The following is a 25633-nucleotide window of genomic DNA, read 5'->3' as shown; positions in this document are numbered from 1 at the left end:
CAGTTGGATTGATCGCCGGTTCAGTTCAGCTGGAGCTCGGCGGCGCGTACGCCCGCGGCGTCCAGCAGGGCCGAGGCGGTCGCCGCGCCGATGCCGCCGAGTGGCTGGGCGCGGACGACCGACCGCGCGCTGGCGCCGTCGAAGATCATCGTCAGCTGGACGGCCAGCGTGGCCGGCTCCTCGGCGCCCGCCTTGAGCAGCTCGCGGTGGAAGAAGTCGGTCAGCTGCTGCTTGAAGTGCCGCGCCACCACCGAGCCGGGGTGCTCCGGGTTCTTCAGCTCGACCGCCGTGCTCACGTACGGGCAGCCCAGGTAATTGCCTGAAGCAACCATGTCGTCCTGCCGCTCGAACACGGACAGAATCCGCTCCCGGGCCGGCCGGTCGTCCTCCACTCCCGGGCGCAGCAGCGTCTGGTACGCCGGTCCGCGACTGGCCAGGCTCTCCGCGATCAGCTCGTCCTTGGACCGGAACAACTGGTACATGGACTTCTTCGACACCCCGGCCGCCTTGCAGAGCGCATCCACTCCGATGTTGACGCCGTCACGGTAGAAAAGTTCACCCGCGGCGTCGAGAAGCCGCTCACGGGGTGTCGCCGAGGTGTGCATGCAACGAGAGTACCGGCTCGATTTCCGCCGCGAGACCGACCGGTTTACCGCCCCTGGCCGTGGGGCCAGGCCTACCCCGGAAGTGGGCACAGACCGCCATCTCGCTGCCCGCCACTTCGGTGCCGACCGCCTCTCCGGTGCCGGTCAGTGGTCGCAGCCATCGTGGCTCGTCCGAGACCACAGCCGCGGCGGACCAGCTGCTTGCGGCGCGAGAGCTCAGCGCCGAGTCCGGCCGGTCGCTGCGATCCGGAGTGTTCGTCACCGGTTTCTCGGAAGGTGGCCGGACCACGCTCGCGTTGGCCGGGCACTTCAGCGCGGCCAGGTCCCCGGCTTCGGACTTCGTGCGATGGCGCCGGTCGCCGGACCGTACGATCTGATCGGCACCGAGCTGCCCGCACTGGTCGACGGCAGCCACACCGTGCAGGAGATCGCTGCAGCGCTACCGACGAGTCCTGACAAGCTGGTCCGCCCGGAGTTCCTGCAGAGCCTCACGCATCCGACCGGAGCACTCGGGCGCCGCCTGCGCGCGGAAGACACCATCTGCACCAACTGGACGCCCCACGTACCGCTCCGCTTCTTCACGGGCTCTGCCGACAGCGACGTACCGGCCGCCAACGCCAAGAGCTGTCAGCAGAAGCTCGCCCGTCGCGGCGTACCCAGCACCATCACCGACGTCGGCCCCGTCGACCACAACCGCACTGCGGAGCTCGCGTACCCGCAGATACTCGACTGGTTCGCACGGCTGTAGGACGTGCCTGGTCTGGAACCGACGTACCGTAGAGGGCATGTCAGTCACAGGGGGACCGCCTTCCACCCACGAGGAGGAGGTGGAAGAGCGGGTCGGGCCGTACCGTTTGGTCCGGCGACTCGGACAGGGCGGCATGGGTGTCGTCTACCTGGCCGAAGGCCCGGAGCGCCAGGAGGTGGCGCTGAAGGTGCTGCGGCCGCACGTGGCGGACGACCCGACCGCGCGCGCCCGGTTGCAGCGCGAGGCGACCACACTGCAGAAGGTGAGCCACCCAGGCGTGGCCGGCATCCTCGACCACGACCTGGAGAGCGAGCGGCCGTACCTGGTGACCCGGTTCGTGCCGGGGCGTCCACTGGACGAGCAGGTGGACGAGCGTGGTCCGCTGACGCCACGGAAGTGGCTGCCGGTGGCAGGCTGCTTGGCGGAGTCGCTGCAGGCGATTCACGCGGCCGGAGTCATCCACCGCGACCTGAAGCCCGGCAACGTGATGATGTCCAACGGCAAGCCGGTGATGATCGACTTCGGGATCGCCCAGGCCGCTGACGACCTGCGGCTGACGCAGACCGGTCTGGTGATCGGTACGCCGGGCTATCTGGCGCCGGAGCTCATCGCGGGCGAGATGGTGTCCGAGTCAGCGGACTGGTGGGGCTGGGCGGCCACTGTGGCGTTCGCCGCGACCGGACGCCGTCCGTTCGGGAAGGGGCCGTTCGAGGCCGTACTGGCGCGGGTGCACTCCGGTCAGGCTGATCTGGACGGGCTGGACCCCCGGTTGAAGCCACTGCTGGCGGCTGCGCTGTCTCCGGCCAAGGCCGATCGGCCGACGCAGGAAGAGATCATGACCGGGCTCAGCCGGTACTCCGAGGGGCGTGACGCACTACCGCCCCGCGTGGAAGCAACCCCTGACGCTACTGCGGTCGCGGCACCGCCGACCCGGCTGGTGACAAAGCTGATGCCGACGGAGCAGGCCGCGGCGCAATCAGGGCAGTCAGGGCCCACGCCGACGCCGACTGAGGTTGCGCAGTTGGTGCCGCCGGTGATCCCGCCGCTGTCTGCGTTCGCACCGATCCGAGACAAGCTCCGCGACGCTACCGCCAAGAAGTCGGCCGCAGCTGCTGCAGGCGGTGCGGTGGCTGGAGGCGCCCTCGGTAGTGCTGCTGGTGGTGCGGCGGTGCCCGTCGCTTACGGGACGACGCCGTACGCGCCCGCTCCGTACGCCCCGGCCCCGTACGCTCCCACGCCCTACGCCGCTGCTCCGTATGCGCCCGACCAGTACCTCCCCGCGCCGACCGGCACGCCGTACCAGAACGCTCCTGCTCCGTACCAGAACAACCAGCCAGTTCCGTACCAAGAGCCGTCGCACCCAGCACCCGTACAGAAGCCGCCCAGAACAGCACCGACAGGCCGTCGTACGGTCGTCATCATCGGCTTCATGATCGCGCTGAGCGGACTGGTCGCCCTGACTCCGCTGGTCGGCGCAGCAGTCGCCATCGTGCTCCTGGTCCTCGCAAGAACGGTCGACCGGTCGAGTACGGCCCTGATGCGCCGCCGCCAGATCCGCGGCCGCTCCGCCAAGTCCGACGGTGTCGTCGCCGCAGCAGCCAGCCCACTGCAGCTCGCCACTGCGGCCCTGATCACCCTGCCCTGCCTGGTCCTGCCGCTGATCGTGGGCGCCATAGCGGGCGGCACCGTCACAAGCATCGCCGTAGCCGCGTACGGCTTGGACTGGCAGCCGTTGTCCGCGGTCGGATTCGGCTCTGCCGCTCTGAGCGCGCTGTTCACAGCCTGGTGGGGCCCCGGCGGTAGTTCGCTTCGCCGCGGCGCTCACATCGCCGCGCGGAACACGTTCCGCGCGCACTGGCTGTCGGCCCTGATCGCCGTCGTCCTGCTGGCCGTCGGCGGAATCGCGTTCTACAAGGCGACCCAGGGCGCCGGCGCCGCCTGGGCCCGCGAGCCGATCCAGACGCCGCACATCCAGAGCCCGTCGCTGGGAGATCTCCGGAACGCGCCGTTCATCCGCAACCTCCCCATCATCGGCAAGGGATGACGGGGAGGGCGGACTGGCTGGCCGGTCTTACAGCTGGACGATCTGGCTCCGCTCCGGACCCACACCGATCGCGGAGATCCGCGCACCACTGAGCGCCTCGACGGCGCGGACGTACTCCTGCGCCTGCTTCGGCAGATCGTCGAAGCTACGGCAGCCGGAGATGTCCTCGGACCAGCCGTCGAACTCTTCGTAAATCGGGACCGAGTGGTGGAAGTCGGTCTGCGTCATCGGCATCTCGTCGTGCCGCACCCCGCTCACGTCGTACGCGACGCAGACCGGAATCCGCTCGCGGCCGGTCAGGGTGTCCAACTTGGTCAGCACGAAGTCGGAGACACCGTTCACGCGGGCCGCATACCGGGCGATCACCGAGTCGTACCAGCCGCAGCGGCGTGGGCGCCCGGTCGTCGTACCGAACTCGGCGCCCTGCTGGCGCAGCCACTCACCGTCCGCATCGAGCAGCTCGGTCGGGAACGGCCCCTCGCCGACGCGGGTCGTGTACGCCTTCACGACCGCCATCACGCGGTCGATCCGGGTCGGCGGGATGCCGGTACCGGTGCAGGCGCCGGCCGAGATCGCGTTCGACGAGGTGACGAACGGGTACGTGCCGTGGTCGACGTCGAGCAGCGTGGCCTGACCGGCTTCCATCAGCACGGTCTTGCCCTCGTCGAGCGCGTTGTTCAGCAGCAGGCTGGTGTCCGCGACCATCGGCTTCAGGCGATCCGCGTACTGGAGCAGCTCGTCCAGTACCTCGCGGATCTCGACCGAGCGCCGGTTGTACACCTTCACCAGCAGCTGGTTCTTCTGCTCCAGCGCGCCGGTCACCTTCTGCTCGAGGATCTTCTCGTCGTACAGGTCCTGGACCCGGATGCCGACCCGGTTCATCTTGTCGGCGTACGTCGGGCCGATGCCGCGCCCGGTGGTACCGATCTTGCGGCTGCCGAGGAACCGCTCGGCGACCTTGTCGAGGGTCCGGTTGTACGGCGGGATGACGTGCGCGTTCGCGCTGATCACCAGCCGGGACGTGTCCACGCCCCGCGCCTGCAGCGCGTCCAGCTCCTCGAACAGCACACTGAGGTCGACCACGACCCCGTTGCCGATCACCGGCGTCACGCCCGGTGTGAGGATGCCGCTCGGGAGCAGATGCAGCGCGTACTTCTCGCTGCCGATCACCACCGTGTGGCCGGCGTTGTTGCCGCCGTTGAACTTCACCACGTAGTCGATGACCTCGCCCGTGTTGCCGAGCAGATCGGTCGCCTTACCCTTGCCCTCATCGCCCCACTGGGCGCCGACGAGCACGATTGCGGGCATCTCAGCCCTCCTCTTCACGCGCCGGCCGCCGGGTGATGGCCGTCCTCACACCCCGTAGCTGCCGACGCTGGAAACGGTGAAGCCCGGAGACGTTCACCGGACATTCATCCGGCGGCGCTTCCAGGCTCTTGCGGCCAAAGCCTACCGGACCGGGCCGCGGACGTTTCGGGCCTGCCCACAATTCGCAAGCGAACGTTTCAAGTCCTTGTTTCATCAGTTGACGGGTTGCCAATTTGCGTGATCACGTGCACACTCTTAGTCAGCGGCCCGCCGAAACTGCCGCAGGGGACGGTTCCGGCGGGCCGCTTCCTCATGTCCCGGCCGTGACCGGTGCCGCTACTGGAGCTCGCTGGGGTTCGAGGCGAGCCACTCCTTGACTCGCCGGTCGGCCTCCTCGGGCGAGACGTCCTCGACCTTGGTCATGATCGCCCACCGGTGCCCGAACGGGTCGATCACGGTGCCGTACCGGTCGCCGGTCATGAACGTCTGCACTTCCTCCACCGGCTTCGCCCCGGCCGCCACCGCCTTCGCGAAGGTCGCGTCCACGTCCGGCACGTAGTGCACCAGCGAGGAGTGCACCCACTCGCCGTTCGGCGCCCGGAGCCCGATCTGCGGCATCTCGTTGCTCAGCTGCAGCATCGAGTTGCCGAACTTCAGCTCTGCCTGCCCGAGCCGCCCGTCCGGCAGGTCCTGCCGGCTGATCACGTCGGCGCCGAACACCGCTTGGTAGAACTCGATCGCCTTCGGCCCGTCCTCGACGGCCAGGTACGGGGTCAGTGAGTGATAACCGTCGGGGATGGGGTTTACCGTGTTCGTCATGTCCCTAGTCAAGTCGCTGGGGCCGTACCGGTCTTGTAAGAAAGCGACAGGCAGCCTGTGAGCAACCCAGCCGAGAGCGAGAAGGGCATCCTGCATCCGCGGGAGCAGGCCCGGCACCGCTCGCTGAACCGGCTTCTTCCCGGATCCGAGGCCTCGCGGTTCGTGGAGTGGTACTGGATCGTCGAATGGGATCTCGACGAGCCGTACACCGCCGAGGTGCTGCCGTTTCCGGCGGTGAACGTGACCTTCGAGCAACCGGGTGGCGCGTTCGTCAACGGCGTCTGCACCAAGAAGTTCGAGCGGGAGCTGTCCGGGCGCGGGCGGGCGTTCGGGGTGAAGTTCTGGGCCGGTGGGTTCGGGGCGATCACGGGGCTGGACGTGGGTTCATTCCGGGACGAGGTGCTGCCGTTGACCGCGGTGTTCCCGGATGGCGATCGGCTCGCGGACCTGATGTTCGAGGCGGAGTCCGACGTACGCAGACGTGCTGTGTTCGAGGCGTTCTTGCGCGACCATCTCGCACCGCCGGATCCGTCGTACGAGCTGGTCCGCGACATCGTTTCGACCATGGCCGCGGACCGTTCCGTCGCGCGGGTCGACGAGATCACCGAACGGTTCGGCGTACCGATCCGTACGCTGCAGCGGCTGTTCCGCCGGTACGTCGGCGTCGGTCCGAAGTGGGTGTTGCGGCGCTATCGACTGCATGACGGCGCCGAACTGCTCGCCCAAGGTGAAGTCGCCGAGCTGGCGGAGTTGTCCGCGTCACTCGGCTACTTCGATCAAGCGCACTTCTCCAAGGAGTTCAAGGAACAGATCGGGCTCACTCCGGCCGAGTACGCAAGCAGGGCAGCCGCTGAACGGCAGATCACCTACCGCTGAGCTTCACCAGCGCTGCCATCACGGTTGCGGTCAGTGCGGCGACTAGCGCGACCACGAAGCCGTACTGCGCGCTGTGACCGTCTACAACCCAGCCTGCGAAGGCGGAACCCAGCGCGAGACCTGCTGCGCCACCGGAGTTCAGCCAGGTGAAGGCTTGCGTCAGGACGGCAGAGTCCACCGTTGACTCGGCCAGCACAGCCGACAGCGTCTGGAACGGCGCTATCGCCACACCGGGCAGCGTCAGGGCGAGCGCGGCCGCCAGCGGGGTGTGTACGGCGATCAACGGCACACAGCTCACGGTTAGCCAGACGAACGCGATGACGAACTGCGTCTCCGGTGCAGTCCGCCAGCGGCGCGCACCGTACGCGAGTCCGGCGAACAGACTCACCAGGCTGGTGATGCTGTAGAGCGGTCCGGCCAGGCCCGGCGTACCTCTCGAGACTGCGAAGGCGGTGACGGACACCTGCATGCTGCCGAAGAACAGGCCGACGCCTATGTTCGTACCGACCAGTCCGGCGAATCGCTTGTGCAGCAGGCGCTTCGCACTGGTGTGCTGACCAGGTGCGCTCGGGGGCGGGGCCGTACCGCGCTGCAATGCCAGCACGAAACCGCCTGCCAGCAGGAGGCTCGTTGCAAGCACCGAACCCGCGGCAGGGCTGCCAAACGAGCTGACCGTTCCGACCAGTCCAGGCCCGACCATGAAGGCCACGCCTACGCTCAGCGCTTCCAGCGCGAAGGCCGACGAGAGCAGTGGCGTATCGCGGAGGGCGTGCGACCAGCGCGCTGCCGTTTGAGCACCGATCTGCGGCAGCGAGCCGCCGGCCAGGAAGCCGGTCGCGACCAGTACCGGGAGGGGTGCGCCCGCCAGCGTCAGGCCGATCAGCAACGCGACCGCGACCGCATGGGCGAGCAGGGTGATCGGCAACATCCGGGTCTGGCCGAAACGGTCGATCAGCCGGGCGACCTGCGGCCCGGCGACCGCCTCGGCCACGGCGAACCCGCCGGTAACGGTGCCGGCCGCGGCGTACGAGCCGGTCGACCCGTGCACCAGCCAGACGATGCCGAGCCCGGTCATGGCGATGCCGATCCGGGCCGGGGCCGCCGCCAGGTAGAACTTCCAGGCGCCCGGGGTACGCAGAACTGTTGCGTAGGTGCCGCTGGGCGCACCGATCCGTCCGGTGAGAGCCGGCACGGTAGGACCTTCCGCTGCCCGCCGGGGCGAGGGACAAGACCGTGGGCGTCCAGCTTCGCCGGTCTGTCCGTCCGCCTAGAACCGTCCATGTTCGGCAGTCAGCGGGGACGCTCGCCAGCTGCCGGCACTGTCAACGGGCAGAAACCTCGTGGTTCAGGTTGACCGGAACATCGTACCGCCGATCGACTCTCGTCACGGTCGGAAACGGTGTGGTGACCCACGGCCAGCTACCGGACAGTGCTTTGAACAAAGGCTTTCCGGCGCTGTAACGCGGGACGTGCTGACAACGATGATGCGGGAGCCAGCCGCGTACGCGGCCCGCTGCTGTCGACCCACACGTGACTCGCAGACGGGCGCCATGACGTGTCCTGGACCAGCTTGCCGACTTCGCATCGGCGGCGAGCTGTGGGGGTTCCGGGGATGGCCAGGCCACCGAGGTCGGCATCAGCAAGGTTCTAACAAGTGAGGCTGTCATGTCTGCAAGGTTTGCCGGCTGGATCGCCGCGGCCACCGCTGCCGCTGTCGTGTCCACGCTGACGATCGCCGGTGGCGCGTCCGCAGCCCCGTCGCCCGTCCCGCCGAAAGCCCGGTCGGCCGGGATTGCCGTCGCGCCGGCTCTGCCGGAGCCGAAGGGCGCCCAGTTCAGCGCGGACCGAAGCCCCGTGATCAAGCCGACCGCCGCACCGGCGACCGACATCAAGACCGTCAGCACCATGGCGAGGGCAGCCGGCCAGTACACGTGCACCGGGTACAGCGGGATCGACGCCCCGAATCCGGTCGCGAACCTGCTCAAGGACACCTTCACCTGGAGCACGTTCGCGCCGTACCAGGTGGGTGACGGCAAGGGCAACGTCAACTGGCGGGCGAACCCGTACGGCAACCCCAGCTGGTACATGTGGTTCCACTCGCTGCGCTGGCTCGGGCAGGGCATCACCGCTGCCGGCAAGGGTGACACCATCGCGATGGATCGGGTCACCGCGATCGCGAAGGACTGGGTCACCGACAACCCGTACTCATGGAAGTCCGACATCGGTGCCTGGGAGTCCACCATGCACCGGACCAACGTGCTGATCTGCCTGCGCCAGGCGGTCTTGTCCGGGCTCGCCCAAACCACCCTGCCGCCGTCGTACGCCTGGCTCGACAAGGCGCTGGTCGACCACGCCTCGTTCCTGACCGCGAACTGGTCCGGCGCCTGGAACCACGGCACCGACGAGAGCATCGCGTTGTTCGGTGTCGGATGCACGCTGGACCGCGCGGACTACAAGCAGACCGCGCAGGACCGCCTCGCCGCCGGCATCACTACCTCGATCGACGCGGAGGGATCGACGAACGAGCAGTCGACGGGGTACGCACAGTTCAACTACTCGCTGTGGGGCCGGGCTGTCACGATTCTGCAGAACTGCGGGGTCGATCCGGGCACGACAATCACCCAGCGGCGGGCGAAGCTGGCTGAGTGGCTCGCACTCGCGACGAACTCGCTGGGCAAGCTGCACCAGCTCGGCGACTCCGAGCTGATCGCGACCGGCCAGTTCCCTGGCACCTCCGCCGAATACGCCGGCTCCCAGGGCGCCAAAGGAACCGTCCCGCAGCAGCGCGTCGGCGTCTACTCCGCAGGCTACGTGTTCGGGCGGACCGGCTGGGGAGAGACGCGGCCGTTCTCGCAGGAGTCGACCTACAGCATCCGTTTCGGGCCGTCGCGCGCGCTGCACGGCCACAGCGACCACACCGGCATCACCTACACCTCTCGTGGCCGCGACATTCTCATCACCGGTGGCCACGCCGGGTACCAGAACGACGTGTGGCGGACGTGGGCCAAGGGCCAGTTCTCGGCCAGCACGATGACGACACCGCTGTCGGCGGAGAAGTACCCGGCGACGAAGCTGACGCGCTCGGCGATCGCGGCGAAATCGGAGTTCTACGAGTTCACCGACGTTCCAGGTGCGGGGATCAACCGCACCCGGGCCGTGCTGGTGCTGAAGGAACCGGACCTGATCATGTCGCTGGACCGCGCGTCCTCGACCACGGCGCAGCAGTTCCAGACCCTGTGGCACCTGCCCTCGGACCAGAAGGCGACCGTCTACTCGCGCACCACCGCGCTGGCGATGAAGCCTGGCGACGCGACCCGGACCATCCTGTTCCAGGTGCCCTACAAGCAGGCGCTCCCGCCCGGCGCGATCCTGATCAAGCAAGGCCAGACGAAGCCCATCCAGGGCTGGCACTACCCCAACACCATCACCCGCAACTCCGCCCCCACCCTGATGTTCGCCCGGTCCGGCTACGCCGCCTCGATCCTCTCGTTCATCGTCCCCGCCAGAGCGACCCAAGGCGTCACCTACACCGTCCGCACCTCCGGGACCACGACCATCATCGACCTGTCCCTCGGCGGGGTCCGCACCTCCGTCGGCATCTCCGCAGGCGGCGGCCTCTTCCGCCTCTCCTGACGCTGAGCAACCGTTCGGTGCGGGTTGGCTGTGACTCAGCCAACCCGCACCGGCACGCCGGGATCAGCGCCGCGGCGGTCCCTTCGTCAGCTGAGCGCGTCGGCGGCGGCCGGGGAGGAGTCGCGCAGGAACGTGACGCACCTCTCGGCCTCGTCGTTCTCCTGGATCAGCGCGGCCGCCTTGCCCAGCGCGGCCAGCGCGCGCAGGAACCCACGGTTCGGCTCGTGCTCCCACGGCACCGGTCCGTGGCCCTTCCAGCCGTTCCGCCGGAGCAGGTCCAGGGCCCGGTGGTAGCCGGTCCGCGCGAACGCGTACGCCTCGATCGTGCGGCCCTCGGCGAGCGCCCCTTCGGCCAGCACCGCCCAGGCCAGGGAGGACGTCGGGTACTTCGCGGCGACGTCGGCCGGAGCGGCCCCGTCGGCGAGTTCCGCCGCGGCCGGGTCGACCGGTAGTAGTGTCTCGGGTGGGCCGGAGAGCAGATTGTTCAATTCCATAAGCACATCTTCGCCGATCACGCAGCCGTACCGGCACGTGACCGACTGACGAAATCCGTTGACCGTTCACCCACCGGCCACGGATGCTTGAGACCCTGCGTCAACCGCCGTGGTTCCCAGCTACGGCCGGAAGGAGGCACCGGATGAGCGTCATCGTCCTGAACGCGTCGTACGAACCGCTGCACACCGTATCGATCCAGCACGCCATCCGGATGCTGGTCCGTGAGGTTGCCGTGGTGGAAGAGGCGCACGGAGAGCGAACGATCGGCCCGTTCCCGGTGCCCCGGGTGCTCCGCCTGGTGCGGTACGTGGTCACCCACTGGCGGTACGCCGCCGGCCGGATGAAGTACTCCAAACACGGGGTGCTGCGCCGCGACAAGTTCCGCTGCGCGTACTGCGGCCTGGAGAACGCCGACACCATGGATCACGTCCAACCGAGATCCAGGGGCGGCCGCACCGAGTGGCTGAACGCCGTGGCCGCCCATGCCGCCTGCAACGAGCGGAAGGGCAACCGCACCCCGTCCGAGGCCGACATGCCCCTCCTCTGGCAACCCTGGGTACCAACCCGCGCCGAGCTCGTCATAACCACATGACGGGCCTTTTTTATGCCCAAAACCCACCCGCCGCCCGCACTTTGTGAAGCCACCGCGTACTGACGCGCTGTTGAAGTGCATGGTGGGTTCACAAAGCGGGGAGGGGCGACGGCGGGGGAGGTTGTCCACAGGAGGGAAAGTTGTGGGTTCGGGGGTGGGGTGATCACGGCAGTTTCTAGGGCATGACTCCTCAACTTGCTGTGATGGCGTCGATTCGGGGTGGGGTTTTCACCCGGGCCGACGCGCGGGCCTGCGGTTATGCCGACGCCGACATCGACGCGCTGCTCGCCTCCGGATGCTGGCGCCGGATTCGTCGCGGGACGTACGCGGCGCATCGGTCGCTGATGCTGATCACCGACGAAATGCTCTATCTGCGCAGGGTTTACCAGGTGCTTCGAGCCGGCGGACCGGGTGTCTACGCGAGCCACCAGTCTGCGGCGGCCCTGCATGCGTTGCCACTCTGGGGGCTTGATCTGACCCGTGTCCACGTGACCGGGCCGGACGGGCGTTCGGGGCGACTACGCGGCGTCCACCGTCATATCCGCGATCCGGTGGGGCCAGGTTTCCAGCTCTGGAACAGATTGCGGATGGCCTCTCCCGCCCGCGCGGTCGCCGAGGTGGCCGCTACCGCGCAACCCGTTCCGGCGGTCGTGCTCGCGGACGCCGCTCTGTACACGGGTCTTGTCACCCCGCGCACGCTCAGACATGCCGTCACGTTGCTCGATCAAGGCACCAAACGCGCTCACACCGTCGTCAGCCACCTCACCGGAGCGTCGTCGGTCGCCGAGACGCGGCTCCGCTTGATCCTCAAGACCGCCGGCCTGCCGACCCCGAGCCAGTCCCCACCTCCGGAGCCCGACACCCCCGACCCCGACCTGTCCACCGCCGCGTTGTGGTTCCCCGACGAGCGCACCGTCGTCGAGTTCGAGCCGCGTTTCCCCTTCTGGTGCGAGGAATTCGAGCCGACCCCGGAAGAACCACTCCCCGAACCGATCGCCGCAGACCCCGATGGACCGCAACCTGTCGAGTACTGCTGGATCTCCTGGGCCGATCTCAACGATCCACCCCTGGTCGTCGACCGCATCCGCACCACCTTCACCCGAGCCGCCCGCCGAACCGGCATCCGCCACTTCAACTTCGCCCAGGTCCTCTCATGAAAGCGTGGAGTACAACCCCTAGGCGGACACGCAGGCCAAAGCAGTTGGAATACATGAACTCACCGCAGGAGGGAGACCCTCCGGTACTGTCGGTCACGACGACTCGGAAAGGAGGATGGGCCGATGGTTCTCCGCTTGGACGTCTCGCCGGAGATGCTGCAATGGGCTGTTGAGCGCTCCCGCCGAGGCACGGAGGAGATAGCGCGAGCCGTCCCTCAATTCAGTGCGTGGATGAGTGGCGAGGGCAGGCCAACCGTTAGACAGTTGGAGAAGTTCGCCCGGGCGACCTACACGCCTGTCGGCTACCTGCTCATGGAGCGACCGCCGGCCGAGGATCTCCCCATACCTGACTTCCGGACGGTCAGAGATACCGCCGTTGCCGAGCCAAGTCCGAATCTCCTCGACACAATCTACATCTGTGAACAGCGACAGGAGTGGTACGCCGGATTCGCGGCTCGTCATGACCTGGATCCCGTCCCGTTCGTCGGCAGTGCACGTCCGACCGATCCGCCCGCCATCGTCGCCAACACCATGCGTGAGACCCTCGGCTTCACCTATCAAGCTCGCCAGCAGTACAGAACGTGGTCGGATGCACTGCGAAGCTTGATCGACCTCGTCGAGGACAACGGCGTCATGGTGATGGTCAGCGGCATCGTCGGAAGCAACACCCACCGGGTGTTAGACCCCAAGGAGTTTCGTGGGTTCACGTTGATCGATGACCGAGCCCCGCTGATCTTCATCAACGGTGCCGATACCAAGGCCGCACAGATCTTCACTATGGCCCACGAGTTGGCCCACATCTGGGCAGGTCAGCCAGGTGTCGACAAACCAGAACTCGGGTCGCTGGACGAGCAGGTCGGGACTGAAGACCGACGAGCGCTGGAGCGCTGGTGCAACAGAGTCGCGGCGGAGTTCCTGGTTCCAACGGAGCTGGTCCCAGCAGCACTCTCTGGACCGACCTTGACCGATGACTTGGATCGCTTGGCCCGGCAGTTCAAAGTCAGCACCCTCGTTGTGCTGCGAAGGCTTTTCGATACGGGGGCCTTCGACTGGGATGACTACCAAAGCGCCTACGTCGACGAGTTGACTCGTGTGCTCGACTTGGCCGAGAACAATGGTCGCAGCGGAGGCAACTACTACAACACTCAGCCGCTCAGGGTCAGCCGCCGGTTCGCGAAGGCACTGATCTCGGACACTCTGGAGGGCCAAACACTGCATCGCCATGCATTTCAACTGCTGGGCGTGCGTAAACCAGCCACCTTCCAGGCTTTCGGCGAAGAGCTTGGAGTAGCTTGATGTACGTTCTCGACGCCAATGTGTTTATCAGCGCCAAGAACGCCCATTACGGCATGGATTTCGCCCCTGGGTTCTGGAGTTGGCTTCACGCAGCACACGCCGCTGGGGTGGTGTGCTCGGTTGACGCCGTGCGCGACGAACTCCTGGACGGCGCCGATGAACTCGCTGACTGGGTCAAAGCTCTACCCCGGTCATTCTTCAGACCGGTCGACTCCGCAGCTCTGGTCGAGCTCCAGAAGCTCGCAGCGTGGGCGAATCAAACTCCGCAGTACACGCAAACGGCGGTGGCGACCTTCTTGGCCAGCGCCGACTATTTTCTGGTCGGCCAGAGCAGGTCACTCGATTTCACCGTAGTCACACACGAGATGCCAGCCCCGGAGTCCAAGAAACGCATCCTGATTCCGAACGCGTGCGAAGCCGCCGGCGCTGCCTACTGCCTGCCCTGGAAGATGCTCAGAGACCAGGACGTTCGCCTGATTGTCTGAACTCCGACCGTTCTATGGCGGCCATTCCTTCGCTGCAGACCCGGTGGCTGACCACACGACTGGTCAGCCACCGGGGTCTGTAGCCCAAACAATTCAGCAATACCGGCGTTGCTGGCCGGTAACTGTCAGCCGTTCAGCGAGGTGCCGGTGGAGCGGAGGCTCTCGCAGGCCTCGCCGACGCGCTTCGCCATGCCTTCCTCGGCCGCCTTGCCCCACGCGCGCGGGTCGTAGGCCTTCTTGTTGCCGACCTCGCCGTCCACCTTCAGCACACCGTCGTAGTTGGTGAACATGTGCGCCGCCGCCGGGCGGGTGAACGCGTACTGGGTATCGGTGTCGACGTTCATCTTGATCACACCGTGGTCGACCGCGGCCCGGATCTCCTCCAGCGTGGAACCGGAACCACCGTGGAACACCAGGTCGAACGGGCGCTCCTTGCCGACCTTGGCGCCGACCTGGTCCTGGATCTCGGCCAGGATCTCCGGCCGCAGCTTGACCGCGCCCGGCTTGTAGACGCCGTGCACGTTGCCGAAGGTCAGCGCGGTCAGGTAGCGGCCGTGCTCACCGGTGCCGAGCGCCTCGACCGTGGCCAGGCCGTCCTCGACGGTGGTGTAGAGCTTCTCGTTGATCTCGTTGGCGACACCGTCCTCCTCGCCACCGACGACGCCGACCTCGATCTCGAGCACGATCTTCGCCGCCGCCGTCTTGGCCAGCAGTTCCTTCGCGATCTCCAGGTTCTCGGTCAGCGGCACCGCCGAGCCGTCCCACATGTGCGACTGGAACAGCGGGTTCTCGCCGCGGGCGACGCGCTCGGCGGAGATCTCCAGCAGCGGCCGGACGAAGCCCTCGAGCTTGTCCTTCGGGCAGTGGTCGGTGTGCAGCGCGATGTTCACCGGGTAGTTCTTGGCCACCTCGTGCGCGTACGCGGCCAGCGCCACGGAGCCGGAGACCATGTTCTTGATGGTCGGGCCGGACAGGTAGTCCGCACCACCGGTGGAGACCTGGATGATGCCGTCCGAGCCCGCCTCGGCGAACCCGCGGATCGCGGCGTTCAGCGTCTGCGAGGAGCTGACGTTGATGGCCGGGTAGGCGAAGCGGTTCTGCTTCGCCTTGTCCAGCATCTGGGCGTAGACCTCAGGGGTTGCAATAGGCATGTCTCGCGGTACTCCTCACAACACAGTTCTTGTGGGTTCGGCTCCAGTATTGCCGCCGGGCACTTCGTCGTGACCGGCGGCCCACCCGCCGAGCCGGCCCGGTGGCCGGGGAGCTGTCGGTCGGGATGCAGACCAGTTGATGAACAGGACCGATCCAGTTGGCGACGTCCGGATGTCCATTCGGGACGGACGCTGCCGGTTCGGATGCAGCTGGTTCGGTCAGGCGGACCCGGATCGCGGGCCGCGGGGGGTCAGGGCCATGTGCAGCCGGTAGCGGTCGGCCCGGTAGGCCGACCAGGACAGTTCGACGACCTTGCGGCCGGCGAAGGTGGTGCGCTCGAGGACCAGCAGGGGTGCCCGCCTGGCCACACCGAGCACCCGGGCGACATGACCGTCGGCGTTGTCCGCCCGGACGGTCTGCTCACCGGAGGTGACGACGACGTCGTACTCACTCGCGAAGACGTCGTACAGGGTGCCGAGCTCACGGCCGAGCAGGCCGGGGAAGAGCGCGGACGGGTAGTAGCCGACCTCGTAGGCCATCGGCGACGCGTCGGCGGTCCGGAGCCGTTCGACCCGGATCACCTTGGTGCCCTTCGCGACCCGCAGGCCCTTCGCGGTCTCGTCGGAGGCCTCGATCTCGCTCGCCGACAGCACCACGGTCCCGGGCTCGAGCCCGCGGGCCCGCATCTCCCGGGAGAACGAGGTCAGGTGCAGCTGCGAGTCGACCTGAGGACCGGTGACGAAGGTCCCCTTGCCGTGCACCCGCTCCAGCGCACCGGACTCGACCAGGTCGCTGATCGCCTGCCGGACGGTCACCCGGGAGACGTTCAGCTTGTCCACCAGGGCCCGCTCGGACGGGATCGGATCGCCGGGATGCAACTCGACATCGATCAGCCGTTCCAGCACCGATCGGACCTGGGCCCGCTTGGTCGCCACCATGGAATCTCGATCCTCCAGACCTGGGCGGGCCTCGGGGGTGCCCCGAAACGCCGCTCACTGCTATCGTCGGCAGCATACCTGTTAAGACCAGATAGGACCAGTGATCGTAGTGGTGTCTGTCCCCGCCGAGGAAACCCAGATGGCGCGCGAGATCGCCGAACAGCCGGCCGCGCTGGCGGCCACGTTCGAGCATGTGCTGCCGCTGCGGCACGACATCACCCGGCTCGCCGCCGGGCGCCGGCACGTCATCTTCGTGGCGCGTGGATCGTCCGACAACGCGGGCGTGTACGGGCGGTACCTGACCGAGATCCACGCCGGCCGGCAGGCGTCCCTGGCCGCCCCGTCGGTGGCCACCCTGTACGGCGCGAACCTCGACCTGTCGAACTCGCTGGTCGTCGCGGTCAGCCAGTCGGGTGCGACCCAGGAGATCGTCGACACGGCCGAGTGGGCGAAGCGGAACGGCGCCGCGATCGTCGGAATCACCAACGACGGCGACAGCCCGCTGGCGTCGACGGCCGATGTCGCGTTGATCACGCAGGCCGGCAAGGAGCTGGCCGTACCGGCGACCAAGACGTACACGACCCAGCTGGCGGCGATCACCGTCGCCGTGGACGCGCTGGCGCAGCGGCCGGGGACGCTGGACGCGGACATCGCGCGGGTGCCGGACGCGGCCGCGAAGATGCTGTCCGGTTCGGTCGAGGCGGCGGCGGACCTGCTGGCCGGGGCGCACGACGTGCTCGCGAGCGGCCGGGGGCTGACCTTCGGGACGACGCTCGAGGTGGCGCTGAAGCTCGAGGAGACCTGCCTCCAGCCGGTGCGTGGGCTTTCGTACGCCGACCTGAAGCACGGGCCGATCGCGGTCGTGGACGCGGACCTGGTGACGATCCTGGTCGCGGCGGGCGACGGACCGGCGCTGCCCGGGATGACCGAGCTGGCCGGGATCGTGCGCGAGAAGGGCAGCAAGATCCTGGGCATCGGCGGCGACCCGACCTTCGCGTCCCGCTGCGACGTGAACCTCGCCGGTCCGGACCTGCCCGAGACCCTCGCGCCGCTCGCCCTGGTGATCCCGGCCCAGCGCGCGATCGAGGCACTGGCCCGCAAGCTCGGCCTGGACCCGGACGCCCCACGCGGCCTCCGCAAGGTGACCCAGACGGACTGATTCACCGGCCTCCGTCAAGCCGACGACCCCGGGCCTGTGGCCCGGGGTCGCGGCGTTCGATGGGATCAGACGGTCAGTTGGTCGAGGATGCCGGCCACCTCCGCCGGCTTGAGCAGGAACCCGACGTGGCTGGTGGCCAGGGTGTGCACGTCGTACGGGTTGCCAGGCGTCAATGCGTCGGCCTCGGCGATCAGGCGGTCCTGCATTGCCACGGGGAGCGATCGGTCTTCGGTGAGACGGATGTAGGAGCGTGCGATGGTGCCCCAGGTGTCCGCGTGGACGCGAGCATCGGCCATCATCACCGCCAGGGACTCGTCCGGCTGGAGGATGTTGAGGAAGGCCCGGAACTGTTCATCGGTGGCGTCCGCCATCATCGCCGCCTTGAGTCCGGCCAGCATGACCGGGTCGGCAGTGCGGTAGTTCGCCCGGCCGACGCCGAGTTCGGCGGGGTCGCCGACGTTCAGCGCAGCCAGCGGGGCCATCAGGTTGTCGGCGAACTCGGGCTCCTGCATGTAGGCGATGGGGTTGGAGCGTTCCACGCACGACCAGCCAGAGATGTACACGAGTCGGTCCACCAGACCGGGAATCGCGTTGGCCACCCCGGTGATGGTGGTCCCACCGAGGCTGGCTCCCACCAAGACCACGGGACCGTGCTCGGCCACCCGCCGGACGATATCGACGACCATGTCGACGTTGTCCTGAAGAGTGATCCCGGCCAGTTCGGACGGTTCGGCCGCCCACGCGTCAAGGTCCTGCGGTGCCTGGTACGCGGCCGAGTACTGCGCGTCAAAGCCGTGCCCTGGTAGATCAACGGCAAAGCTGCGGTGCCCGAGCAGCGCCAGCTCGCGCTGGATCGGAGCCCACATGAACGAGCTGGTGCACACGCCGTGCACGAGCACGAAGGTCGCACTGGTCTCGCGGGCCTGGCGCGGGCGTGAGGAGTTGCTGGAGACAGATGTCATTCGGGTTTAGTCCTATGTCCAGGGGCGGCGCAGCGGACATGCCTGAAGGGCTGATGCCGACGCGATGCGCCGCCGGAGTCAAAGAGAGAAATGACGCGCGCCTGTCGTCAGGCGCAGCACGGATTCAGTGGCCGGGCACGCGGGGCAGCACCGTGAGACACGATGGGCTTCCGCGGGTTCCTCGGCGCTCTTCCGCGCGTCCTCGGCTGACGCCGGTCGCTGAGCGACTGCGGCGACAGACGTCTCAGGCTGCGCGGAGGCGAACGAACATGTAGGACATGCGAGCGACTGTACCAGGACCACGTTCCCCCTCAAGCCAATAAACTTCTCCGGTAAAAGTGCTCATTTGGTGAGCACTTTGGCTGGAATGGTGGTGGTCATCGACAAGGGGAAACCCCGGAGAAAGGACCACCACCATGCTGCGAGGACTCGCAACGATCAGCTTCTACGCCACCGACGTGAAGGCGGCGCGGGCCTGGTACGAGAAGTTCCTCGGGATCGAGGCGTACTACGCGGTCCCGAGCGTCGACGAGCCGGCGTACGTGGAGTTCCGGTTCGGCGACTTCCAGTGCGAGTTGGGGATCATCGACGCCAAGTACGCGACCCACCAGGTGGCATCCGCGGCCGCCGGCTCCATCGTCTACTGGCACGTCGACGACCTCGAGGCGACGGTTGCCCGCCTGCTCGAGCTGGGCGCGACCCTGCACGAGGAGATCACCGACCGCGGCGAAAACACGGGCTTCCGCACAGCAGCTTTCGTCGACCCCTTCGGCAACCTGCTCGGCGTCATGAACAACCCGCACTACCTGGACATCCTCGGCCAACTCACCGGCACCCAGAACTAACACCCGCTTGCGCCAACACCCGCCCACGCCGCACCCAACAACTGCGGCGCCGGGCGGGAAGGCGCCACTCCCGGGATGCGCCGGGAGCACAACTGCCCCACACGGGAGCAGGTGGGGTGAGAGGGGCGGCTAGGCGGCTGTGGTTGCTTGGGATTGCTGGAGGATTTGGGTCAGGATTTCGGAGATTTGGGCGGTTTCGGCGTCCAGGAGGGTCAGCAGGGCTACCCGGGAGGTTTCGGAGCGTGCTTCCAGGGCGGCGGCGCTGAGGGCGCGGACGGTGCCCAGTTCGTGGATCAGTTCGTTCCAGAGAGCGTTCATTGACGTACCCCCATGTTCCCCGTCACCTCGGAGCGTGACGAGAAGGCCTCACTTCTGTCGTCAAGAACAACGGCGGCGCGCGGGCGAAGGTTACGAACTCGTCAAGAATTTCCATCCGTGTGCCGGCACGACGGGCGCTTCGGTGCGGGAAGAGTGCTGGTCGCGGTCCAAAGCAAAGGGCTGGTCGCGGTCCGAGACGTTCAGCAAGAGCAGCACCCATTCGTCACCGTGCGTACTGCGTAGCGCGATCGTCTCGTTGGTCAACTGCTCGACGGTCGTCCGCGCACGGGTCAGCCACGGATGCCGACGTCGGAGGCCGATCAGCTCCTGATGCAGGCGGTACGTCGGCCAACCGTACGGGGCCAGCTCGTCCGGCGCATCGGGGAATCTCGGCCGGATCGCGTCGTCGCCACCGGCACGATCCTCCTTGAGACCGCGGTACGCCTGCTCGTCGCCGGCGTACACGCTCGGCACGCCGCCGACCAGGAACAGGATCGCCAGCGCATGCCCCACATGCCGTTCGTCATCGAGCCGGGTCGCGAGCCGCGTCACGTCGTGGTTCCCCACGAATGTCTGCGGGACGAACGTGTCGAGCAGCGCGTTGTGCCGGCCGAGCGCGTAGGAGAGTTCGAAGAAGTTCCGGTCGTTGAGCGAACTCCAGATCGCCTTCCACAGCTCGTACTGCGTGACCGAGTCCAGGCCGCTCTTCTCGACGTACGACGCGTAGTCGCCGTGGATCACCTCGCCGAAGTACCAAACCTCGCGATCACGGGGAAGGACATCGCGCCAGAACTCGGGCGGGACGGCGTACGCGGCGTCCAGGCGCCAGGCGTCGACACCGCGATCGTTCCAGAAGCGGAGTACGTCGCCGACGTACTGAGCGACTTCCGGCCGGTCGTGGTCGAGTGCGACGAGATGCTCATGGCCCTCGAACGTAGCCAGACCATCGGCGCCGCGGCGGAACCATTCGGGATGGGCGAACGACCGCGCCACATGATTGAAAACACCGTCGAGCGCGATTCGTAGACCGCGTGCATGTGCTTCGGCGATCAGGTGGTCGAAGTCCGCGTCGTCGCCGAGGCGCGGGTCGATCCGGAAGTGGTCGATCGTGTCGTAGCCGTGCGTCTCCGAAGCGAAGACCGGGCCGAGCAGGAGCCCTGAGCAACCGAGGTTGATCGCGTAGTCGAGCCAGTTCTCCAACTGGGGGAGGCGATGTACGACACTCTGCGGGTCGCCGGGCGCAACCCCGGGCAGGTTTGTTGGCTCGGCTCCGGTGAAGCCGAGTGGGTAGAGCTGCCACCAGATCGCATGGTCAGGCCACATCACGTCTCCTCAGCACCAGCGTAGGGATGATTGCGAGCAGGCAGCCGAGCACGGTGTCGATCAGCCGGTAGCCGATCGTCGAGAGGTCCGGCGTCCGGCCGAGGTCCAGCAGGAGTACGACCAGCGGCGTCATGATCATCGCGTACGCGGCATAGTTGCGCTCTTTCAGCAGCGGACGCAAGCCCGCGAGAACGGTGACGACGGCAACGATCGCCCAGGACGGCGGCACCCAGAGGATGAGCGCGGCGCCGATCAGTACGCCGGCGCAGGTGCCGAGACAGCGCTGTGTTGCCCTGAGCAACGAGTCACCGCGACGCCGGACCACGATCACCACCGCGAGGGCGATCCAGTACGACCGCTCGTGGTGCCACCACCCGCCAATCGCCGTCGCAATCGCCAACGGGGGCACGAGGTTGATGGCGTAGCGCCAACCCTCCAACCGCCGCAGACTCCCCCACCACCGCTGCCACAACTGCCGATAAGTAGGCGCCACCCGAGCAGCCAACCGCCCCGCAACCTGATCAACTGCAAGCGGTTCATCCGCAAGCGGGTCGGCCGCAAACGGACCGGCAGTGGACGGGGCCGCTGCAAGCGGACCGGCAGCCAACACGCCGGCTACAAGCGGCCCCGCAGTGAATGGTCCGGCAGACGACACGTCGGCCGCAAGCGGGCCGGCGGTGAACGGGGCGGTAGTGAGCAGGCGAGAGCCGAGGGTTCGAGCTGCCAACGTCAGGAGGAAGGCCCAGAGCACACCGAGTGAGAACCATCGGGCGACCTCCCACACGTCCGCCCCGCCCAACCCGGTTGCCATCACCAAGAACGTGATGAATCGGGCGGTCGCATCAGCCAGCCATCGGTTGAACCCGCCGATCACGGCAGCAACCGCTGCCAGCAACACGACCCCAACCCCGCCGCCAAAAGCCCGGCCACCCAGCCAAACCCCGCCCACGGCTGCGCCCGTCACGACCAACCCCACAGCCCACCCACCGGCCACCTGCGCGACCCCCGCAGCCCGTGCAGCCCGTGCAGCCTGGCCACGCGGGTTTGCCAGGTTTCCGATTGCCAGCGCTCCCAGGGCGGCGAATGACGCATGAGCCAGTTGGCCGGCGGCGACTCCGTACGCGACCGGCCCACCCAGCGCCAGCGCACCCGTGATCAACCGGCCCGATGGAACCGGCACCTCCCGCGACCACTGCGCAACCTCGCTCATAGTAAGCTAAGCTTAGCATTATCAAGCCCATCCGCCGGAGGAGTGATAAGTGGAAGCGTACGAAACGGCGGTACAACTCCGCCGAGCCAGCACGCGGCTGGCGCTCCGTCTGCGAGCCGAGCGGACTGGTGACGGGCTGGGCAGTACGGGCGTGGCCGTGCTCGGCCAGCTGCACCGCCGAGGAAGCCTCACCGCCAGCGAGATCGCCGCGGCCGAGCGCGTCCAACCCCAATCACTCACCCGCGTGCTGGCGAGCCTCGAAGACCAGGACCTGATCAGCCGGACCCAAGACACCGAGGACCGTCGCCGTCACGCGATCGACCTGACCGACCACGGCCGCCGGCTGCTCATGGAACACGTGAAAAGCTCGGACGACTGGCTGGCCGAAGCCATCGCCGACCGACTCAACCCAACCGAGCAAGCGGTGCTGAAGCTCGCCGCCGGAATCCTCGACCAGCTACTCGACGGCTAACCGGAGCCAGCTACTCGACAGCTGACCGGAGTCAACTACTGGACAGCTGACCGGAGCCGAACACATGACGGATGATCGAGATCAGCTGCCACCGGAGTCAGCTACCGGACGGCTGGCCGGAATCGACTGCCTGGCCGAAGGTATGCCGCCGAATCCACCCATGCATGGCGATAGCGGCCGCGGCACTAGCGTTGATCGACCGAGTCGAACCGAACTGAGCGATCGACAGCACCGCCGTACAGATCTGGTGCGCCTCGTCCGTCAGCCCGGGCCCTTCCTGACCGAACAGCAGCACACAAGCGCGCGGCAGGTCGTACGTCTCCAACGGAACCGACCCGGGCAGGTTGTCGATCCCGATCACCGGCAGCGCCGCATCCGCCGCATAAGCAGCAAGATCGGCCAGCGTCGGATGGTGCCGGACGTGCTGGTAGCGGTCCGTGACCATTGCGCCACGCCGGTTCCATTTCCGGTTGCCGACGATGTGGACCTCGGCGGCCAGGAACGCGTTCGCGGTCCGAACCACCGAGCCGATGTTCAGGTCGTGCTGCCAGTTCTCGATCGCGACGTGGAACGGGTTCCGCTGCCGGTCGAGGTCCGCGACGATCGCGTCCAGCTTCCAGTACCGGTACTTGTCCACGACGTTGCGCCGGTCGCCGTTCGCGAGCAGTTCCGGATCGAGCCGCGGGTCGTCCGGCCAGTCGCCGGGCCACGGGCCGACCCCTACCTCGTTCGGCCCGACCAGGTCCGCTCCGCGCGGCTCACCCTCGCTGCTCAGCTCGTGCACAGGTCGGGACGCTACCCTGTCCGCGTGCTTCCAATTGTCGCGATGCTGATGCCGAGCTGGATGAACCCAGAACACCTGCTGACCTGGCTGGGTGACTGGGCGCTCTGGGGCACGCTACTCGTGGTGTTCATCGAGTGCGGGGTGCTGTTCCCGATCCTGCCCGGTGACTCGCTGCTGTTCGCCGTCGGCCTGTTCATCGCGCAGGGCACGATTCACGTCCCGCTGTGGCTGGCCTGCGTGCTGCTGACCATCGCCGCGTTCCTCGGCAACGTGTCCGGCTACTACATCGGCCGCGCGCTCGGGACGTCCCTGTTCAAGAACCCGAACGCCCGGTTCCTGAAACCGAAGTACATCGAGCAGACGCACGACTTCTTCGAGCGGTACGGACCGCGCGCGCTCGTACTGGCCCGGTTCGTGCCGATCGTCCGTACCTTCATCACGATCGTCGCCGGCGCCGGGAAGATGGACCCGAAGAAGTTCTTCCTCTGGACCGGTGTCGGCGCGGTGATCTGGGCGCCGGGCATCACCCTGCTCGGCCACGCGCTCGGCAATGTCCAGTTCATTCACAAGAACCTCGAAGCCGCGCTCGTCCTGCTGGTGCTGATCTCGCTGATCCCGATGGTCGTCGAGTACTTCCTGGCCCGCCGCCGCAACCGCGCCGCCGCGGCCGGTGGCCCCACGGACGGCGGCCCCAAGCACGCCGCCCCGAAGCACGCGGTCACCAACAATCAGAACGACTGAGCCTCCCGCCACCGCGCCAGGCACAACTCCAACGGCACCGACGGCACCCCCTGGCCGAGCGCCTCGAACCGCTCACCGGCCAGCAGCCGCCGTACGTCGTCGGGCCGGATCGGCACGTGCCGAGTGACGAACTGCCGCTCGGACACGTCGATCCGCAACTCGAGGTCGCGCAGCGAAGCGTGGATCCGGGTGACCCCGTAGAACTCGGGCTTGGCGCCCTTCTCCAGCCAGCGCCCGTATCCACGGACGTCGGTCTCGATGCGTACGTCGCGCATGGCCGCACTGACCAGCCCAAGCTCTTCGCGGAGCTCCCGCTCCATCCCGGCCGCCACCACCTCGCTCAACCGCTCCCGGCCAACGAGATCCAGCGGCTCCAGGCTGCCTGAACCGCTTGGTGCGACCAGCCCAGCCGACGACCGGGACGCCACGCCTTGGTGGACCAGCAGCATCCAGCCATCGGTCGTCAGCGCGACTGTGGAGACGCCGACCTGGTTCCCAAGACCGGTGGAGCCCAACGCGATCAGCTTGCCGTCGTCACTGATCAGGCGCTGCGTGATGTCCGCGACGGGCCGCCCGAGGCTTCGGCTCAGCCACTGGTGACCGGCCAAGTAGTTCGACGCCATCATGTCGAAGTACCGCACCGGCTGCAGCCGGACCGCACCGCCGGAGGGATCCAGGTCATCACACAGCCCGACGTTCAGCCCGTCGAAGGGCGGTGCGGCCGTACGCGACCGCTGGGACCGAGCCAGCGCGATCACCGTCGGCTTGACCGCCGCCAGGTCAGGCGGGAGCCGGTACGGCCGCGAGTCGACAGCAACCGGCCGATCCAGGCTGCGGTCAACCGACGGACTGGTGACGACACGACCCTGCGCGCACCGGACCAGCTGCCAGTCACCTTCCAGTACGACGTCCGGCAGCGGATGGTCGAGTGAATACAGGTCCTGTAGTTCCTGTCGCACTTTGACCCAGTCACTGACCAGCGGGATCAGGCCGACAATCGCCAGCACGATCGCGACCACTCCGGTCCCGAGACTCTCCACTCCAAGCGCCAGCACACCGATGAGCGACAGGACCGTCCCGGCGACGACAGCCCAGTTCTTGATCAGTAGCAGCCGGGCCCAGCCCCAGGTGGCCGAGAAGCGGTGGCTCAGCCAGAGGCCGGCGCCGTGGCGGACGGGCTTGGCGGACGTGACGGTGTCGAGTTCTCCCACCGCGCAATTGTCCCGGTCAGTGGCCGAACGGGAAGTGTGGGTCCGACCACACGTAGTCGGTGGTGAGTGACCTCAGGTCGGCGACTTCGACCGGGCCGGTCAGCAACGGCCCGACCACCTGGCCGGAGCCGAGCGAGCAGGCCACTCGGATGCGGTCGGCGGCGTGGTACCAGACCAGCGCTCCACGAGGCGCCTCGCCTTCATGGAGCAGCTTGTGGTGGTCCAGCCAGCTGACCGCGTCGGAGGCGTCGTGCCAGCCGCTGTCGTTCGCGTAGCCGAAGGCCATCCGCTGGAACTTCAGCGGCCAGTCCAGCCAGGCCGCCGACCCGATCCGCTCCAGCTGCCAGTTCAGCGCCGACTCGGTGTCCCGCGGGTTCGCCACCCGCGGGACGCTCCGGCCCTCCACCACAACCTCCCCGCAGGCCATAGGTACTCCCCCGATTCCCCCGTCCTCGGCCTG

General features: G+C 67.5%; 26 protein-coding genes. 12 read left to right on the top strand and 14 right to left on the bottom strand.

Features of this window, described 5'->3' with window-relative positions; all coding sequences use genetic code 11:
• Positions 1-20: 20 nt before the first annotated feature.
• Positions 21-605, bottom strand: a complete 585-nt coding sequence (locus ABD260_RS01065) for a TetR/AcrR family transcriptional regulator (RefSeq protein WP_344231371.1) — start codon at positions 603-605, stop codon at positions 21-23.
• A 346-nt stretch (positions 606-951) separates the two neighbouring features.
• Between ABD260_RS01065 and ABD260_RS01060 the strand changes: the two genes are divergently transcribed.
• Positions 952-1353, top strand: coding sequence for a dienelactone hydrolase family protein (locus tag ABD260_RS01060; protein WP_344231370.1), 402 nt, complete (start codon positions 952-954; stop codon positions 1351-1353).
• Positions 1354-1390: 37 nt separating this feature from the next.
• Positions 1391-3397: a serine/threonine-protein kinase gene (locus tag ABD260_RS01055; protein ID WP_344231369.1), complete on the top strand. Its 2007-nt coding sequence runs from the start codon at positions 1391-1393 to the stop codon at positions 3395-3397.
• A 27-nt stretch (positions 3398-3424) separates the two neighbouring features.
• Here the strand turns inward: ABD260_RS01055 and ABD260_RS01050 are convergent, their stop codons facing one another.
• Both ABD260_RS01050 and ABD260_RS01045 read right to left on the bottom strand, forming a co-directional pair.
• The gene (locus ABD260_RS01050; RefSeq protein ID WP_344231368.1) at positions 3425-4705 is read right to left on the bottom strand and encodes an adenylosuccinate synthase; all 1281 of its coding nucleotides are present in this window, start codon (positions 4703-4705) and stop codon (positions 3425-3427) included.
• A 336-nt stretch (positions 4706-5041) separates the two neighbouring features.
• Positions 5042-5524, bottom strand: a complete 483-nt coding sequence (locus ABD260_RS01045) for a VOC family protein (protein WP_344231367.1) — start codon at positions 5522-5524, stop codon at positions 5042-5044.
• A gap of 57 nt (positions 5525-5581) precedes the next feature.
• On the opposite strand from ABD260_RS01045, the gene ABD260_RS01040 reads away from it, so the two are divergent.
• Positions 5582-6400 (top strand): DUF6597 domain-containing transcriptional factor, encoded by an 819-nt coding sequence (locus ABD260_RS01040; protein ID WP_344231366.1) that lies wholly within the window; start codon positions 5582-5584, stop codon positions 6398-6400.
• Here the strand turns inward: ABD260_RS01040 and ABD260_RS01035 are convergent.
• Positions 6387-7592, bottom strand: a complete 1206-nt coding sequence (locus ABD260_RS01035) for an MFS transporter (RefSeq protein ID WP_344231365.1) — start codon at positions 7590-7592, stop codon at positions 6387-6389. The genes ABD260_RS01040 and ABD260_RS01035 overlap by 14 nt on opposite strands.
• Positions 7593-8065: 473 nt before the next feature.
• Here ABD260_RS01035 and ABD260_RS01030 point away from each other — a divergent pair, with 473 nt between their 5' ends.
• The gene (locus ABD260_RS01030; protein WP_344231364.1) at positions 8066-10033 is read left to right on the top strand and encodes a heparinase II/III domain-containing protein; all 1968 of its coding nucleotides are present in this window, start codon (positions 8066-8068) and stop codon (positions 10031-10033) included.
• Positions 10034-10119: 86 nt separating this feature from the next.
• Here ABD260_RS01030 and ABD260_RS01025 read toward each other — a convergent pair whose 3' ends face one another.
• Positions 10120-10527, bottom strand: a complete 408-nt coding sequence (locus tag ABD260_RS01025; protein ID WP_344231363.1) for a DUF3151 domain-containing protein — start codon at positions 10525-10527, stop codon at positions 10120-10122.
• 143 nt (positions 10528-10670) lie between these two features.
• Between ABD260_RS01025 and ABD260_RS01020 the strand changes: the two genes are divergently transcribed.
• The 4 genes from ABD260_RS01020 (at position 10671) to ABD260_RS01005 (ending at position 14058) form a co-directional block, all read left to right on the top strand.
• Positions 10671-11120: an HNH endonuclease gene (locus ABD260_RS01020; RefSeq protein WP_184839463.1), complete on the top strand. Its 450-nt coding sequence runs from the start codon at positions 10671-10673 to the stop codon at positions 11118-11120.
• Positions 11121-11323: 203 nt separating this feature from the next.
• Positions 11324-12277 (top strand): type IV toxin-antitoxin system AbiEi family antitoxin domain-containing protein, encoded by a 954-nt coding sequence (locus tag ABD260_RS01015; protein WP_344231362.1) that lies wholly within the window; start codon positions 11324-11326, stop codon positions 12275-12277.
• A 264-nt stretch (positions 12278-12541) separates the two neighbouring features.
• On the top strand, positions 12542-13573 hold the full coding sequence (locus tag ABD260_RS01010) for an ImmA/IrrE family metallo-endopeptidase (RefSeq protein ID WP_344231361.1): 1032 nt from the start codon (positions 12542-12544) through the stop codon (positions 13571-13573).
• Positions 13573-14058: a DUF4411 family protein gene (locus tag ABD260_RS01005; RefSeq protein ID WP_344231360.1), complete on the top strand. Its 486-nt coding sequence runs from the start codon at positions 13573-13575 to the stop codon at positions 14056-14058. Before ABD260_RS01010 ends, ABD260_RS01005 begins: the two co-directional genes overlap by 1 nt.
• Before the next feature lie 125 nt (positions 14059-14183).
• On the opposite strand, the gene fbaA is transcribed toward ABD260_RS01005, so the two are convergent.
• Both fbaA and ABD260_RS00995 read right to left on the bottom strand, forming a co-directional pair.
• Positions 14184-15209, bottom strand: coding sequence for a class II fructose-bisphosphate aldolase (fbaA, locus tag ABD260_RS01000; RefSeq protein WP_344231359.1), 1026 nt, complete (start codon positions 15207-15209; stop codon positions 14184-14186).
• A 219-nt stretch (positions 15210-15428) separates the two neighbouring features.
• Positions 15429-16148 carry a GntR family transcriptional regulator gene (locus tag ABD260_RS00995; protein ID WP_184839453.1) on the bottom strand — a complete coding sequence of 240 codons (720 nt, stop codon included), beginning with the start codon at positions 16146-16148 and terminating at the stop codon, positions 15429-15431.
• Positions 16149-16287: 139 nt separating this feature from the next.
• Here ABD260_RS00995 and ABD260_RS00990 point away from each other — a divergent pair, with 139 nt between their 5' ends.
• Positions 16288-17307: an SIS domain-containing protein gene (locus ABD260_RS00990; RefSeq protein WP_344231358.1), complete on the top strand. Its 1020-nt coding sequence runs from the start codon at positions 16288-16290 to the stop codon at positions 17305-17307.
• Between the two features lie 65 nt (positions 17308-17372).
• Here the strand turns inward: ABD260_RS00990 and ABD260_RS00985 are convergent, their stop codons facing one another.
• Positions 17373-18269, bottom strand: coding sequence for an alpha/beta fold hydrolase (locus ABD260_RS00985; protein WP_344231357.1), 897 nt, complete (start codon positions 18267-18269; stop codon positions 17373-17375).
• A gap of 416 nt (positions 18270-18685) precedes the next feature.
• Between ABD260_RS00985 and ABD260_RS00980 the strand changes: the two genes are divergently transcribed.
• Positions 18686-19114 (top strand): VOC family protein, encoded by a 429-nt coding sequence (locus ABD260_RS00980; protein ID WP_344231356.1) that lies wholly within the window; start codon positions 18686-18688, stop codon positions 19112-19114.
• Positions 19115-19243: 129 nt separating this feature from the next.
• On the opposite strand, the gene ABD260_RS00975 is transcribed toward ABD260_RS00980, so the two are convergent.
• The 3 genes from ABD260_RS00975 to ABD260_RS00965 all read right to left on the bottom strand — a co-directional run bounded on the left by ABD260_RS00975 (position 19244) and on the right by ABD260_RS00965 (position 21248).
• Positions 19244-19432: a hypothetical protein gene (locus tag ABD260_RS00975; RefSeq protein ID WP_344231355.1), complete on the bottom strand. Its 189-nt coding sequence runs from the start codon at positions 19430-19432 to the stop codon at positions 19244-19246.
• A gap of 90 nt (positions 19433-19522) precedes the next feature.
• Entirely contained in the window at positions 19523-20755 is a 1233-nt protein-coding gene (locus ABD260_RS00970) for an alpha-amylase family protein (RefSeq protein WP_344231354.1), read from the bottom strand.
• Entirely contained in the window at positions 20745-21248 is a 504-nt protein-coding gene (locus ABD260_RS00965) for an FUSC family protein (RefSeq protein WP_344231353.1), read from the bottom strand. Before ABD260_RS00965 ends, ABD260_RS00970 begins: the two co-directional genes overlap by 11 nt.
• 766 nt (positions 21249-22014) lie before the next feature.
• Between ABD260_RS00965 and ABD260_RS00960 the strand changes: the two genes are divergently transcribed.
• A complete protein-coding gene (locus ABD260_RS00960) occupies positions 22015-22437 on the top strand; it encodes a MarR family winged helix-turn-helix transcriptional regulator (RefSeq protein WP_344231352.1) in 423 nt (140 codons plus the stop codon).
• A 97-nt stretch (positions 22438-22534) separates the two neighbouring features.
• On the opposite strand, the gene ABD260_RS00955 is transcribed toward ABD260_RS00960, so the two are convergent.
• Complete coding sequence (locus ABD260_RS00955) at positions 22535-23221, bottom strand: TrmH family RNA methyltransferase (RefSeq protein ID WP_344231351.1); 687 nt, start codon at positions 23219-23221, stop codon at positions 22535-22537.
• Positions 23222-23245: 24 nt separating this feature from the next.
• On the opposite strand from ABD260_RS00955, the gene ABD260_RS00950 reads away from it, so the two are divergent.
• Positions 23246-23962 (top strand): DedA family protein, encoded by a 717-nt coding sequence (locus ABD260_RS00950; RefSeq protein WP_344231350.1) that lies wholly within the window; start codon positions 23246-23248, stop codon positions 23960-23962.
• Here ABD260_RS00950 and ABD260_RS00945 read toward each other — a convergent pair.
• Positions 23950-25173 carry a hypothetical protein gene (locus tag ABD260_RS00945; RefSeq protein ID WP_344231349.1) on the bottom strand — a complete coding sequence of 408 codons (1224 nt, stop codon included), beginning with the start codon at positions 25171-25173 and terminating at the stop codon, positions 23950-23952. The genes ABD260_RS00950 and ABD260_RS00945 overlap by 13 nt on opposite strands.
• A 16-nt stretch (positions 25174-25189) precedes the next feature.
• Entirely contained in the window at positions 25190-25600 is a 411-nt protein-coding gene (locus tag ABD260_RS00940) for a hypothetical protein (protein WP_344231348.1), read from the bottom strand.
• Between the last annotated feature and the right edge of the window lie 33 nt (positions 25601-25633).

This window comes from Kribbella hippodromi (assembly GCF_039531045.1).
Taxonomy (GTDB): Bacteria; Actinomycetota; Actinomycetes; order Propionibacteriales; family Kribbellaceae; genus Kribbella; species Kribbella hippodromi.
The sequence above is the reverse complement of the archived record's forward strand: the minus strand, read 5'-3'. Positions and strand labels throughout refer to the sequence as shown.

What these genes read in the sequence shown, in the direction of transcription:
- ABD260_RS01065 (WP_344231371.1), bottom strand. Translation starts at nt 605, where the DNA reads ATGCACACCTCGGCGACACCCCGTGAGCGGCTTCTCGACGCCGCGGGT.
- ABD260_RS01060 (WP_344231370.1), top strand. Translation starts at nt 952, where the DNA reads ATGGCGCCGGTCGCCGGACCGTACGATCTGATCGGCACCGAGCTGCCC.
- ABD260_RS01055 (WP_344231369.1), top strand. Translation starts at nt 1,391, where the DNA reads ATGTCAGTCACAGGGGGACCGCCTTCCACCCACGAGGAGGAGGTGGAA.
- ABD260_RS01050 (WP_344231368.1), bottom strand. Translation starts at nt 4,705, where the DNA reads ATGCCCGCAATCGTGCTCGTCGGCGCCCAGTGGGGCGATGAGGGCAAG.
- ABD260_RS01045 (WP_344231367.1), bottom strand. Translation starts at nt 5,524, where the DNA reads ATGACGAACACGGTAAACCCCATCCCCGACGGTTATCACTCACTGACC.
- ABD260_RS01030 (WP_344231364.1), top strand. Translation starts at nt 8,066, where the DNA reads ATGTCTGCAAGGTTTGCCGGCTGGATCGCCGCGGCCACCGCTGCCGCT.
- ABD260_RS01025 (WP_344231363.1), bottom strand. Translation starts at nt 10,527, where the DNA reads ATGGAATTGAACAATCTGCTCTCCGGCCCACCCGAGACACTACTACCG.
- ABD260_RS01020 (WP_184839463.1), top strand. Translation starts at nt 10,671, where the DNA reads ATGAGCGTCATCGTCCTGAACGCGTCGTACGAACCGCTGCACACCGTA.
- ABD260_RS01015 (WP_344231362.1), top strand. Translation starts at nt 11,324, where the DNA reads ATGGCGTCGATTCGGGGTGGGGTTTTCACCCGGGCCGACGCGCGGGCC.
- ABD260_RS01005 (WP_344231360.1), top strand. Translation starts at nt 13,573, where the DNA reads ATGTACGTTCTCGACGCCAATGTGTTTATCAGCGCCAAGAACGCCCAT.
- fbaA (WP_344231359.1), bottom strand. Translation starts at nt 15,209, where the DNA reads ATGCCTATTGCAACCCCTGAGGTCTACGCCCAGATGCTGGACAAGGCG.
- ABD260_RS00995 (WP_184839453.1), bottom strand. Translation starts at nt 16,148, where the DNA reads ATGGTGGCGACCAAGCGGGCCCAGGTCCGATCGGTGCTGGAACGGCTG.
- ABD260_RS00990 (WP_344231358.1), top strand. Translation starts at nt 16,288, where the DNA reads ATGGCGCGCGAGATCGCCGAACAGCCGGCCGCGCTGGCGGCCACGTTC.
- ABD260_RS00985 (WP_344231357.1), bottom strand. Translation starts at nt 18,269, where the DNA reads ATGACATCTGTCTCCAGCAACTCCTCACGCCCGCGCCAGGCCCGCGAG.
- ABD260_RS00980 (WP_344231356.1), top strand. Translation starts at nt 18,686, where the DNA reads ATGCTGCGAGGACTCGCAACGATCAGCTTCTACGCCACCGACGTGAAG.
- ABD260_RS00975 (WP_344231355.1), bottom strand. Translation starts at nt 19,432, where the DNA reads ATGAACGCTCTCTGGAACGAACTGATCCACGAACTGGGCACCGTCCGC.
- ABD260_RS00970 (WP_344231354.1), bottom strand. Translation starts at nt 20,755, where the DNA reads ATGTGGCCTGACCATGCGATCTGGTGGCAGCTCTACCCACTCGGCTTC.
- ABD260_RS00940 (WP_344231348.1), bottom strand. Translation starts at nt 25,600, where the DNA reads ATGGCCTGCGGGGAGGTTGTGGTGGAGGGCCGGAGCGTCCCGCGGGTG.